Raw genomic sequence first — 12,949 nt, forward strand, 5'->3', positions numbered from 1 at the left:
AAGCCCAACCTGATAATAACCATTCAACTACCTAGGTAGTTGCAAAAGAACAGCGGAGTAAGTGAGTAGCTAAGTAAACCGTTGAACGACACTACTGGCTTGTCGCGCTACTCCGATACTCTTTCCGCTAACACCGCCAGCAGCTGAGTAGTTTTGATGTCGCGGGCGCAACGAAAATGGCCAAGTGGGCACTGGCGGTAGCCGTGCAAGCCACAGGGCCGGCAAGCTAGCTTCTCTTCCAGCTCCACTACCCAGGAGTGCGGGCTAAGCGGCCCAAAGCCAAAGCTAGGTACCGTAGAGCAGTAGATGGCACAAGTAGGGGCGCCTACCGCCGAGCACAAGTGCATAGGTGCCGAGTCGTTAACGTAGTTCAGTACGGCCCCGCGCATGAGCGCCGCCGAGGCAAGCAACGACAGCTTCCCCGCCACATTCTGCACATTCGGTTGGCCGCTAGCTACCCGCAGCTCTTCGCAGGCTGCCACATCGGGCGGGCCGCCCAGGAGAAAGATGGTGTAGTGCGCTGGCAAGGCATGCAGAAGTTTAAGCCATTGCTCCTCAGGAAACTGCTTGGTAAACCACACCGAAGTGGGCGCAATGCAGATATAGGAACCCGCATGAGCCTGTTGGGCAACTTGTGCGGCAGCGGCTTCATCTTGGGCGGTAGGATAGAGGCGCGGACGTGTGGGAGGCGCTTCTTTGTCGGCACCCAACAGCATCAGGTTGCGTTGAACTTCGTGCAAGCCTTCGCCAATGATATGCGGCACCGACCGCGTGAAAGCGAAGGAAAGCGGATTTTTATCGAAGCCAATCCGCTCCCGCGCCCCCGAAAAAGCCGTGAGCATCCCCGTCGAAGCAAACCGCTGTAGCGTAATAACCTGATCGTAGCCAGTAGCCCGGATCTGCCGCAGCAACCGTCCCAGACCTAGGTATTTGTCTTTCTTTTTATCCCAAATCAGCACGTTTCGCACGTGTGGATGATCCTTCACCAAGCCTTCGTTGCCCTTGCGCACCAAGAAATCGACAGGCGTGTTGGGGTGCTCCTGGTGCAGACGCTCTAGCAGTGCTGTCGCCAGAATCACGTCGCCGATGAAGGCCGTTTGAATCAGCAAAATAGCACGTTCGGTGGGGTGAGGCATCAGGAGCAAAGGAAAGGGACAAAGATACCTAGGCCTAGGTATCTAGCGCAACTTACGCGTTGTAACTGCTAAGGCAGTGTAGCAAGTGCTGAGCGCGGCGGCCATTGGCTGCTTCCTGTGCTTTAGAAAAGAAAGCTAGCCTAGCTAGCTACCAAACCGTATTCCGCATTGTTCTAACTTGCGCAAGCCGCGCTTTGGCGCGTTTTTCCTTACCAAAGTTTCTTCTTTATGCGTTACGGCCCCATCGATCCGCAGCTCTTTATTCAGAATCGTCGCAACTTCACGGAGCGCCTACCCCCGGCGTCGTTGGCCATTTTTCAGTCCAACGATGTGATGCCCACCAACGCCGACGGTACCATGGCGTTTCGGCAAAATACCGATTTGTTTTACCTCTCCGGCGTCGATCAGGAAGAAAGCATCCTCGTGCTTTTTCCGGATGCTAAGCTGCCGCAGCACCGCGAAATCTTGTTTTTGCGCGAAACCAGCGAGCATATTCTGATCTGGGAAGGCTACAAACTAACCAAAGAGGAAGCGCGGGCGCAAGCAGGCATTCCTACCATCATGTGGCTCGACTCCTTTAAGCAAGTGCTGCCGGCCCTGATGAACGAAGCTGAAAACGTGTACCTGAACTCCAACGAGCACATTCGGGCCGTGGTGGAAGTCGAAACGCGCGATGCCCGTTTCAGCAAGTGGATCAGGGAGCAGTACCCGCTGCATCAGTACCGGCGTGCGGCGCCCATCATGCACCAACTGCGCGCCATCAAAAGCGCCGAAGAAATTCGGTTAATGCGCGTAGCGGCCGATATCACCGACAAAGCGTTCCGGCGCCTGCTAGGTTTTCTGAAGCCAGGTGTGTGGGAATACGAGATAGAAGCCGAGATCCTGCACGAATTTGTGCGCAACGGGAGCCGCTGGCCTGCCTACGGCAGCATCATTGCCTCGGGGCCCAGCGCGTGCATTTTGCACTACGTGAGCAACGACCGTCAGTGCCAGGACGGCGACGTGTTGCTGCTGGATTTCGGTGCCGAGTATGCCAACTACGCCGCCGATCTTTCGCGCTCTATTCCCGTGAACGGTACCTTCACCAAGCGTCAGCGCGACGTGTACGAGGCGGTGTTGCGAGTCATGAAATTTGCCACTGCCAACCTGGTTGCTGGCAACAACATTGAGGAGTACCACGCCGCCGTGGGGCGCACCATGGAGCAGGAGCTGATCAAGCTGGACCTGCTCAACGAGTCGGATGTGAAGAACCAGAATCCGGCCGCACCTCTGTACAAAAAGTACTTTATGCACGGTACTTCGCACTACCTAGGTCTCGACGTGCACGACGTGGGCGACAAATACCGCAGCTTCGAGCCGGGCATGGTGTATACCTGTGAGCCGGGCATTTATATCCGGGAAGAAGGGCTCGGAATTCGCCTCGAAAACGACATTTTGATCACGGAAAACGGCAACGAAGATCTGATGCGGAACATCCCATTGGAGATCGAAGACATAGAGCGACTTATGCGCCGGAGCTAGCGCGTGCAGTGTCGCTCATGAAGGGCAGAATTGCTTGCCTAGTAAGCCTAAAAAGGCTCCCGATATAAGACGGGAGCCTTTTTTTTGTGCTTTTCTAAAATATATTTGCCCCAAAATAAGAAATTTGAAACCCATATATAGCGAGGCTGAAGAAGCTTCGTTTGGGCTGACAATCAACTACTAGTAGTATCTAGCCAAGATAAAGTAGTAGGGAGCAAATCGGCCAAAAAAGGTTCCATTTTTCGCCTTGACAACAACTTTATTTTAAAGTCGAAGTATAGGCAGCTAGTTCTCTTACGCATTCACCTACTAAATGCAACAACACCGGACGTCTTTGTTCACCCTCAAACACCCTGCTATGAGAAACGTTCTAGCAAAATCTGCTGCCCTGGGTCTGGCGCTGCTGGCGGCTGCCCCAGACGGGCACGCGCAGACATCGGATCAAAAAACTGCCATTAATATCTATGGCAGCACCCTTCAGTACCACGGCGACCTAGGTTCGGAGTGGTTTAAGCACGACAAGATCGAGAAAGGCTTCGGCATTGGCGTTGATCGCTACGTAGCCAAAGGTCTTGATGTAGGCTTGAACCTGAGCTACGGCGACATGAAGTTCAATGCCAACCCACCCAAGAACGCATTGTATGTGTTAGAAGGGAAGACCGTGCGGGGATTCGATGCGAACGTAGTGAACGTAGGCATTCCAATTAAGCTGAAGCTGAACAACGGTACTTGGGCCCTGAAAGAAGATGCGTTCTTCGCGCCTTACCTGATTGTGCAGCCCGGTGTATTCTTCGCCAGCACTGACCGCCGCTTCACCGACCAAACGCAGCGTAACTCCAACGTCGACATCTACGCATTCGACATCATGGGCGCTGCTGGTATCAAGCTGCAATTCTCGCCTGCTTTCTCCATCTTCGTTCAAACCGGCCAGCACTATCCGCTGAGCGACCGGGTTGATGGGGTAGCGCTGAAAGGCAACATCAATGACCGCTACCTCCAACACACCGCTGGTATCACGGTAGGCCTAGGCAAACCAAAAGATACGGACGGCGACGGTGTTCCAGACCGCAAAGACAAGTGCCCCGATACGCCCGCTGGCGTAGCTGTTGATCCCAATGGCTGCCCACTTGACGGTGACGGCGACGGTGTACCGGATTATCAAGATAAGTGCCCCACCGAAAAAGGCCTAGCTACCCTCGAGGGCTGCCCAGACCGCGACGGTGACGGCGTACGTGACGGCGACGACGCTTGCCCAGACCAAGCTGGTCTGCCTGCTCTAAAAGGTTGCCCAGATGCTGACGGCGACGGTGTACGTGACTCTGATGACAAGTGCCCCGGCACTCCTGCTGGTACGCAAGTAGATGCTACTGGCTGCCCAGTAGTAGTAGACGCTGACGGCGACGGTGTACCAGATGACCGCGATAAGTGCCCCGGCACGGCTCCTGGTTCGACGGTTGACTCGACTGGCTGCCGCGTAATCGACCCAGCGTTGATGGAGAAAGTGAAGCCTGTACAGTTCGAAACGAACAGCACCGTACTTCGCAAGTCTTCTTACCCAACCCTCGACAACGTAATCACGATCCTGAACCAGTATCCTGAGTACAGCGTCCGCATCTCGGGCCACGCCGATAGCCGCGGCACGGATGAATACAACCAAGGCTTGTCGGAACGTCGCGCTGCTTCGGCTAAGCGTTACTTCACCAACAAGAAGATGGATCCGAACCGTGTAACGACCGAAGGCTTCGGTGAATCGCAACCAGCTGCTCCGAACACGTCGAAAGCAGGTCAGGCGAAGAACCGTCGCGTAGAGTTCAAGTTCGAGTTCTACATCCCGAGCGCACCTCAGCCATAATTGCTGAATAGTGTAAGCTCACCGACCAAAAGCGGCGGACCTACCCGGTCCGCCGCTTTTTTGTTGGCACTCGTCAGTAAAAAAACAACCTAGGATAAGCTGTTATGCTGTTAGTGGGAATAGACCGAGCTAGGTCAACATGCACAGTGTGTTTAAGAATCGTTCTTTAGTAGAGACGCAAAATATTGCGTCTCTTCACCGCTCTAGAAGCAACGTACTCGGTAGGAATCAACAGGACAGTTTCCGTTGCGAGTAGCTTATATAGCAAGCTCAAAACCTAGGTTTGGCCTTGATTGGCTGCCGAATAACCCACGAGTTGATACCTGAATCAGTATAAGGCAGATGCATCCTAGAACCATAGGAGCGGAGGCAACTCGTGCTACGAAGCAACTTCATAGGAGCTAACGCTGCCATTCCTTGAGTAGGCGCACGTGCAGTGCGCTATGTTACGCAAGGCGGTGCCTCTGCAAACAACTACTGCACATCAAACAAAAGGCCCTGCTAGCTAGCAGGGCCTTTTGTTTGATGTAATAGTAAAGACGCTTACTTCGTAATCTGGCTGACCGCAGTGGGAAGAAACTTAGTGAGCTGATTGAGTTGGTCCTTGGTGAAGTCGCCGGAAACGGCCACCAGCATAAAGGAATCGGGTGCGCCCTGTACATTGCCCGTGGCTACTAGCTCCTGCACCCGGTCGCCTTGATGGCGAGCAGAGTAGCGAAGCTGACCAGCGCTGTTATCGTTTGAAGTAACGGGGAGTGGTGTATAACGCTCATTAGAAAGCAGCCCGTCTACCTCCTTCAGCAAGCCTTCCGCCACCAACTTTTCCGACTTAGCCGAAGTAGGCGTAAAGGTGAGGACCTTCACACCACGCACGGCCGTCAGGGCCTGCGATATGTCATTGTCGCCACCTAGCTTGCCAATACGCCCCAGCAAGAGCCGCGTGGTGAGGCCCGCTGACCAGTCGGTGGTACGGAAGCCTGGGCGGTTCTGATACTTGTTGAAAAACGCAGCAACCGTTTTGGCCGGGCGGCCGGGGCCGCCCGTGCGGCAGCTCGCCGCCAGCAGCGCCAGCAGAACAAAGAGAGAGAAAAAGCGAAGTTTCATAAAATGACAGAAAGCGTAAACATACGATTTGCTTCCTGTACGCAAGTGCGCGGCGGCTGTTTGGCCGCTAGGCTACTCGAAAGAAATCGTATTTAGAAAAAATACGTCGCGGTCTGACCCGTGTGGTACGCGAACGTGCTGGTAGCCATACGCCAAGAACCGGCTGCCATACCAAGGCAGCAATCCTTCTTGATTGGTATCCAAGGGTTTCTCTTTTGAGTCGGGTTGGGGCGATGTAGCTAGGGTCACCTTCAAATCGTTTGGCGAGGCAACTGCATGGTCGATGATCTTGTAATAAACCTCTTCGTCTTTGAGGTAGGCCATTACAAACTTCTCGCCGCCCGCCAGCGGACGAATCCGAACAGTTTCTACCAAGTTGGATTGCCGCACGTCTTTGAGTACGAACGCATTATCCCACAGCAGCATCCCGTTGCGGTCGAAGCCGCATACGATGGCCTGCGAGGCTAGGTAGCTGTTGGCCGTGTTATTAGCCGCGTTAAGCGGATAGTAGCTAGGCACGTAACCATTAGCGTAATATGGGCTGAAGCTCCGGGCGTAATAGTTGTTAAAAGCGCTATTGCTTTGTGAGTTAGGGAAATAAACCTCGCCGACTAGCACGTAGCCATCCTGGTAAGGCTCTAGGTCGTGCATGAGCAGGTGATAATGGTGCCGTAACTGCCGATCCGACTCCTTCATGCGCTGGCCCCGTTCGCGCATCCGGGCGGCACGGGCAGGCTGCATAAAATCAAAGAAGTGCTTAAGATTCATGAAGTCGTAGAAACGCAATGACTTACGGGAGCCCGTAGGCGTAGTGCCCGCCGAGAGGTCGGCGGCAAAAAGACCTTGCGAATAGCGGGGGTCGCGCAGTGTGTAAGTGCCAGTGAGCAAGTTGGCCGCGCTGTCGCCCGGGCTGATTTGGGCCGTAATAAGGCCCCGCTCACTTTCAGCCTGCACAAATTCTGACTTCAGGAGCGTCCCGTCGGCGGCTAGCTGTTTCACCTGCAAGCGCGTTTTCTGCCCGTTCGATTGGCTCATCACGAACTTGGCTCGCTTCGTTACGGAGTCGGCTAGGAAGGTGAACTGCGTTGGCAACGTCTCGTACACGGCGGGCAAAAACTGGTGCGTACCGACCCGCAAGTTGAGCAGCATTACGGTGAGGTGGTTTTCCACCATCGTCGTCACAAACAGATTGCCGCCCAGCGCCTTGGCTTCATAAATCGTGCGGCTGATTTTTGTTTCAAAAGCCCCGGAGTGCAGCAAACCATCATGGGCATCGAGGCTAGCTACCCAAAGATGATCGGGCGTGTATTCTGATTGGAACAGCGCATATACCATGGAGCCTTCCGTGCAAAGCTGTACCACCTCGTACTCGGGCGCTACTTCCAACGGCAGCGACCATACGGTCCGCAACTTGCTGTCGAATTTCTGAAAGCTAATCTGGCGGCGCATGGTGCCCGACTTTTCGTCGTTTACCAGCAGTACTACGCTGCTGTCTTCGGCTAGCGTCTGCACGTACACGTCGCTGGCGTAGGCTGGCAACGGTAATTCAACGCGGTTGGGTTGGGTGGGAGGGGCTTGGGCTAGGCTCCAGGCTGGCAAACCAGCCAGTAGGAGCATAAGCACGCGGAGTAGTGGGTGTTTCATAGCGGCAGGAGTACAGTGCTGCCTTTGCGAGGCGTTTGTTACCTAAGTAAGATACGAGGAAGCAGCGGCAAAGTCACGTTCTATTTCGCCAATAGGTACGTGTTTTTTGGTGCGGTTTTGCTTCGTAACAACACGTAAACTGTGGCACAATGTTCACTGCTTTGCTACGATCATGGTCAAACAAAAAAGCTAGGTTCCGGCTGCTTAAGCGACCGAAACCTAGCTTTCGCTAAGGTGGTAACTTGCCCTAGTGCTAACTGCCCAGCTCTAGCACCACGTCGAACTCGGCGGGCTGCAAGGGCATCACCGACAAGCGTGACTGCCGCAAGAGGCCAATTTGACCTAGGCGCTCATCTTGCTTGATTTGGGCCAGGGAAACAGGGCGAGACAACGCATGGTGCGGCGTGAGTTCCACGGCCACCCAACCACTGCCAGCCTCCGCCGTTGAGTCGGGGGCGGCGACGCGGCTCACTGCGGCAATGCCCACTACCGTTTTATCGGTGACGCTGTGGTAGAAGAGCACGAAGTCGCCGGGCTGCATCTGTTGCAGGTAGTTACGCGCCTGAAAGTTGCGGACGCCCGTCCACTCTGTGCGGCCTTCAGTGGTAAAATCGGTCCAGGAATATTTGACGGGTTCTGATTTAACGAGCCAGTAGTTCATACGGCGCAAGCAATTAAAATGGAGAAGCAGCAGACCTAGGTAGCGCGGCGGTCAGCCGGGCGCATAGTCTATCAAACAGGCAAACTTCTCAACTTTTCGTCGAATACTTCTTCTAAAGAAGCTGCACTTTGAGGATGCTGTTCGTCAACTCTATGACTTTCAGCTTATAATCGCCGGCGCCATATTGCGCGGAAAAATGTCCGTGGATAATAGCAGCTTCTTCCCATGTCCAGGTTCCTACCTCTGACGGGATAGAACCCCCATCGTTAGGAGCCGGATTGTAGTGAACTAAGCGTCCATCCGCATGGAAAAGGTACCCTGTGCGGGGCCACGAAGGCGGAAATGCGTAGCTTTCAGGACGATAAACTTGGATGAAGCTGTTGGCTGACTCTTCTTCGTGCGACCGGAGCCACGTGCGGTCAGCTAGCTTTGCCGACGTTGGAGCCACATCAGCGTCTGGCTTGCAAGAAGTTAGTTGAACTAATAAGAATACAGCGAAATGTAATCTGAGAAGCCGCATGTAGTGTAGGGGAAGAGTTGCTGCTAAAGAGCCTCCAAGCACGTGGAGAGGTTGCAAGCCCTACTGCACCCGCCGCACTTTCAGCACGTTTTTTTCCAGCGACACAATTTCCAGCCGATAGTCTGGGTCGCGCTTATCGTCGAGCGTAATGTGCAGGGTATGGCTACTTTCTGGCTTCCAGGTGCCTTTGCGTCCTTCCAAGCCATCTGTGGGCGCAATGTCAAACTGGGTAAACAAGCCATTAGGGTCGAAGCTGAACCCAGTGCGGCCGCGCGACGGCGGGAAACTGTAGGTATTGGGGCGGTACACCAGCACGTCGCCTTGGTCTTCCTCCTGAGCGTGCAGCCACGTGCGGTGCAACTGCTGAAACTCCGGGGAGGAATTTGTGTTTGGTCGGCAAGTGGCGGCCACTAGCATGATACTCAGGCAGGCTAACAAAGTGAACAAGCGCATAAGACTAGGAGCGAAGAAGCTAGGAGAAAGAAGTTCACAAATAGCAACAGCTTACGTACAGCTTCTACTGATACGTCGGCGGCCCAAGTTAGTCATGTAGCTGATAGGGCGCTGTAACAGTTCCCGCGTACTGTATCGTACCTTTACCTTACCACCTGGCGCCTGAGCCGCATTCCAGACGCCGTAGAACCTATTGATTTTGGATAACCGCGCCCTGATCCGCGCCTTCCGCTTGGCGGCTTCGTTGCTGGAGCTGCACGACGAAAACCCGTTTAAGATTCGGGCTTATGAAGGCACCGCTGCCGCCCTCGAGCGGCTTGAGTTTCCCGTGGCCGAAATAGAGCGCACCGGCCTGCCCGATCGCACGGGCCTAAGCAAAACTGCCGCCGCCCGCGTTGCCGAACTTCTCGATACTGGTAGCTTCGACGAACTGACCCGCCTCCTTAGCATCACACCGCCCGGCGTGGTAGAAATGCTGAACATCAAAGGCATTGGGCCCAAGAAAATTAGAGCCCTGTGGCGGGAGCTAGGTATTGAAAGCCCCGATGCCCTGCGCGACGCCGCCGAGCAAGACCGCGTAAGCAAGCTCAAGGGGTTTGGCAAAAAGACCCAAGACGCCATCTTGCAAGCCCTGGAGTTTAGCCAGGAGAGCCGCGGCAAGCTGCTGTACCCGCAAGCCGAAGAGCTAGGCAATGACTTAGCTGCCCGTTTGCAGGAAACGCTCTTCACCGACCAAGTAGCTGTAGTTGGGGAAGTGCGGCGCCGGCTAGAAGTAATCGAAACGGTGTGCCTGGTAGCGGCTACGTCGCAGCCCTGGAAAGCACAAGAGATGCTCAACGGCCTCGATGGCCTTACCGCTGATCCTACGCGTTCGGGGCCCTTTGCGTGGCGTGGCGCGGCTACGGCCTCGGGTGTGAAAGTGGAAGTGTACTTGGTGAAGAAGGAAGACTACACCAACCAGCTATTCCTACTTACCGGCGCCGAAGCGCACCTAACTGAGCTGATTCCGGATGCGTTACCCGGCCAACCTAGCTCCTTGCGCCAAGTGGTGAAGCGTGAACAGTTTTACCAGGAAACGGCCATTTACCAGAAAGCTGGTCTGCAATACGTAGAGCCCGAGTTGCGCGAAGGCCTAGGAGAAATAGTGCTGGCGAAAGCCCAAAAGCTACCGAAGCTACTCGAAGACAGCGACCTGCGCGGCTCCCTGCACAACCACAGTACCTACTCCGACGGCTCGCACACGCTACGTCAGATGGCCGAGTTTCTGCGCGACAACGGCTATGAGTACCTAGGTATCTGCGACCACTCGCAGGCCGCGCACTATGCCAACGGCCTAAACCCCGACCGCGTGCGTCAGCAACAGCGCGAAATCGAGCAACTCAACCAAGAACTTGCTCCTTTCCGCATCTTCAAAGGCATCGAGAGCGACATTCTCGGCGACGGCGCCCTCGACTACGCCCCCGACGTGCTAGCTTCCTTCGACTTCATTGTGGCCTCGGTGCACAGCAACTTGAAGATGGACGAGCAGCGCGCCACCAACCGGTTGCTGCGCGCCATCGAAAACCCTTATACCACCATGCTAGGCCACCCTACCGGCCGTTTGCTATTGCGGCGCGAAGGGTATCCTATTAATTACAAGGCTGTTATCGATGCTTGCGCCCAGCATAATGTAATCATTGAAATTAATGCGAACCCATGGCGCCTCGACCTCGACTGGCGCTGGGTCCGGTATGCCCTGGATCAGGGGGTGAAGCTGAGCATCAACCCCGATGCGCACCATACCAACGGCTACGCCGATATGCGCTACGGCGTAATGATGGGGCGAAAAGGAGGACTCACGAAGGAAATGACCTTCAACGCCTTATCTGGCGACGAAATGGCAACCTACTTTGCCGAGCGCAAAGCCAACATCAAGCCGGCCGAAGCCTTCAAGACGACGCTATTCTAAAAAGCTAGGTAGCAGGCAAGCAACGCCACCGGCTTATTACCGACTTTGCCTGTTGCTGGCGCTGCTACCTAGCCTAGGCAATACAACCTTTGTGCTGTTGAAATAGAGTAGAAGGGGATTCTGTTCTACAAGGCGCTATAAATCGATTGCCGTGTTACATCCTATCAAGCCTCTATGAAAATCCTGGTTCTGCGCTTTTCTTCCATCGGCGATATTGTGCTGACCACCCCCGTAATCCGGGGGCTGAAGCAGCAAGTGCCCGGCGCGCAGGTACACTACTGTACAAAACCCGCGTACCGCAGCATTATCGAGTCAAATCCTTACGTGGATAAGGCGCATTACCTCACTGGTACCCTCGGGGAGCTGGTCAAGGAGTTGCAGGCCGAGCGCTTCGACTTCGTAGTCGATTTGCACAACAATCTGCGCACGGCCATGATCAAGCTGCGGCTAGGAGTACACGCTTCCAGCTTCGATAAGTTGAACTTGCAAAAGTGGCTGCTAGTGCGCTTCAAGATCAACACGCTGCCGCACGTGCACATCGTTGATCGGTACCTAGCGGCCGCCGCACCGCTCGGCGTGCGCAACGATGGCAAAGGGCTCGATTACTTTATTCCAACCCAGGACGAGGTCGACCTAGAGGTATTGCCGGCCGATTTCCAGCGCGGCTACGTGGCGTTTGCCATCGGCGCGCAGCACGCCACCAAGCGGCTGCCCGTAGAGCGTATTATCGAGCTGTGTGGTTTGCTACGGCGCCCCGTCGTGTTGCTGGGCGGCCCCGAAGATGAAAGTACCGGCCACGTCATTGAGCTGCATTTTGAGCAGCAGCGTCAGCAGGCAAAAACGGATAGCCTAGTCGTGCGAAGCGTGCCTGATAGTCCCTATTACTTTCCCCGAAATACCGACAAGCGCCCCGCGCAAACACTGATCTACAACGCCTGCGGCCATTTTTCGCTGAATCAGTCGGCGTCGCTGGTGCGGCAGGCGCAGTTTGTAGTAAGCCATGATACGGGCCTAATGCACATTGCCGCAGCGTTCAAAAAGGAAATCTTCAGCGTGTGGGGGAATACGGTGCCGGCTTTCGGCATGTATCCCTACCGCACCGAGTTTCGCATTCTGGAGCGCGAAGGGCTAAGCTGCCGGCCTTGCTCCAAAATCGGGTACGCCAAGTGCCCGCTCGGACACTTCAAGTGCATGCGCGAAATACCTTTCAACCTAGACTTGCCGCCGACCCGCGACGGGCGCTAGAGCAACGCAAAAGCGAATATGGCTGCGGATGTGTAGCTTGGGGCATACTAGTAGCTATCTATCCCCAAAATCTCATGGAAACGCCGCCTCTCGTTCCTGCTCGTGTTGTGGTAAAAGTTGGTCCGGAAGCCTTACTGGCGGAAGTGCAGGCTGGCCGCCACACGTTCTTTCTGGATGAGCCTGTTGCCGTTGGTGGGCAAGACCTAGGTCCTACTCCCTACGATATGCTGCTCTCAGCCCTTGGCGCCTGCACAGCCATCACCCTGCGCTTGTACGCCACGCAGAAAAAATGGCCCTTAGAAGGCATCGAAGTGCAGCTGAGCCATCAGCGTGTCCACCGCAAAGACTGTGAACAATGCGAGGCTTCGGGTGAAATGCTAGAGGAAGTGTCCAAGGAACTGCGCCTGCTAGGTCCGCTCACCCCCGAGCAGCGCCAGCGCCTTCATCTTATTTCTGAAAAGTGTCCGGTGCAGAAAACACTCACGAGTGGCGCTATGCGCATCATCACAACACTGGCTGAGTAATATCAATTCTTTGCTATACTAACCCGTCAAAAGCAACTTCTATGGCTCTTTGCGCGCACCTTCAAGCTATCGAGACGATTATTCCCACGCCATCCGAGCACGTCTGCCCCGAGTGCGTGGCTATGGGCGACACCTGGGTGCACCTGCGCGTGTGCCAGACTTGCGGCCACGTCGGTTGCTGCGACTCGTCCAAGAATAAGCACGCTACCCAGCACTTTCGCGCCACTGAGCATCCCGTGGTGTCGTCGGGCGAAACGGGTGAGCAGTGGGTGTGGTGCTACGCCGATAGTCAAATGGCGGAGTATTAGAAGGAGAAGCTAGCTTCTCCTATGCGGCGTAGG

Annotated in this window: 12 protein-coding genes; 6 read left to right on the top strand and 6 right to left on the bottom strand. The window is 55.1% G+C overall.

The annotated features are described in order from the left end of the window. Positions 1-107: 107 nt before the first annotated feature. Positions 108-1,136 (bottom strand): glycosyltransferase family 9 protein, encoded by a 1,029-nt coding sequence (locus BXP70_RS05225; RefSeq protein WP_086592966.1) that lies wholly within the window; start codon positions 1,134-1,136, stop codon positions 108-110. A 228-nt stretch (positions 1,137-1,364) separates the two neighbouring features. On the opposite strand from BXP70_RS05225, the gene BXP70_RS05230 reads away from it, so the two are divergent. Together BXP70_RS05230 and BXP70_RS05235 are read left to right on the top strand one after the other, a co-directional pair. Then, positions 1,365-2,657: an aminopeptidase P N-terminal domain-containing protein gene (locus BXP70_RS05230; RefSeq protein ID WP_086592967.1), complete on the top strand. Its 1,293-nt coding sequence runs from the start codon at positions 1,365-1,367 to the stop codon at positions 2,655-2,657. A 358-nt stretch (positions 2,658-3,015) separates the two neighbouring features. Then, positions 3,016-4,509 (top strand): OmpA family protein, encoded by a 1,494-nt coding sequence (locus BXP70_RS05235; protein WP_086592968.1) that lies wholly within the window; start codon positions 3,016-3,018, stop codon positions 4,507-4,509. 543 nt (positions 4,510-5,052) lie between these two features. Here BXP70_RS05235 and BXP70_RS05240 read toward each other — a convergent pair. The 5 genes from BXP70_RS05240 to BXP70_RS05260 form a co-directional block, all read right to left on the bottom strand. After that, positions 5,053-5,613: a DUF4252 domain-containing protein gene (locus tag BXP70_RS05240; RefSeq protein WP_086592969.1), complete on the bottom strand. Its 561-nt coding sequence runs from the start codon at positions 5,611-5,613 to the stop codon at positions 5,053-5,055. A 72-nt stretch (positions 5,614-5,685) separates the two neighbouring features. Beyond that, positions 5,686-7,257: a hypothetical protein gene (locus BXP70_RS05245; RefSeq protein ID WP_086592970.1), complete on the bottom strand. Its 1,572-nt coding sequence runs from the start codon at positions 7,255-7,257 to the stop codon at positions 5,686-5,688. Positions 7,258-7,510: 253 nt separating this feature from the next. Further along, a complete protein-coding gene (locus BXP70_RS05250; protein WP_086592971.1) occupies positions 7,511-7,918 on the bottom strand; it encodes an EVE domain-containing protein in 408 nt (135 codons plus the stop codon). 112 nt (positions 7,919-8,030) lie between these two features. Next, positions 8,031-8,366 carry a hypothetical protein gene (locus BXP70_RS05255; RefSeq protein ID WP_143436373.1) on the bottom strand — a complete coding sequence of 112 codons (336 nt, stop codon included), beginning with the start codon at positions 8,364-8,366 and terminating at the stop codon, positions 8,031-8,033. A gap of 132 nt (positions 8,367-8,498) precedes the next feature. After that, positions 8,499-8,891: a hypothetical protein gene (locus tag BXP70_RS05260; RefSeq protein ID WP_086592973.1), complete on the bottom strand. Its 393-nt coding sequence runs from the start codon at positions 8,889-8,891 to the stop codon at positions 8,499-8,501. A gap of 199 nt (positions 8,892-9,090) precedes the next feature. On the opposite strand from BXP70_RS05260, the gene polX reads away from it, so the two are divergent. The 4 genes from polX (at position 9,091) to BXP70_RS05280 (ending at position 12,916) form a co-directional block, all read left to right on the top strand. Continuing rightward, a complete protein-coding gene (polX, locus tag BXP70_RS05265; protein ID WP_086593192.1) occupies positions 9,091-10,839 on the top strand; it encodes a DNA polymerase/3'-5' exonuclease PolX in 1,749 nt (582 codons plus the stop codon). 174 nt (positions 10,840-11,013) lie between these two features. Further along, the gene (locus BXP70_RS05270; protein ID WP_086592974.1) at positions 11,014-12,084 is read left to right on the top strand and encodes a glycosyltransferase family 9 protein; all 1,071 of its coding nucleotides are present in this window, start codon (positions 11,014-11,016) and stop codon (positions 12,082-12,084) included. 74 nt (positions 12,085-12,158) lie between these two features. Continuing rightward, positions 12,159-12,608, top strand: coding sequence for an OsmC family protein (locus BXP70_RS05275; protein WP_086592975.1), 450 nt, complete (start codon positions 12,159-12,161; stop codon positions 12,606-12,608). Between the two features lie 41 nt (positions 12,609-12,649). Continuing rightward, positions 12,650-12,916, top strand: coding sequence for a UBP-type zinc finger domain-containing protein (locus BXP70_RS05280; RefSeq protein WP_086592976.1), 267 nt, complete (start codon positions 12,650-12,652; stop codon positions 12,914-12,916). Positions 12,917-12,949 lie beyond the last annotated feature (33 nt).

It is taken from the genome of Hymenobacter crusticola (assembly GCF_002154225.1).
In the GTDB taxonomy this organism is placed as follows: Bacteria; Bacteroidota; Bacteroidia; order Cytophagales; family Hymenobacteraceae; genus Hymenobacter; species Hymenobacter crusticola.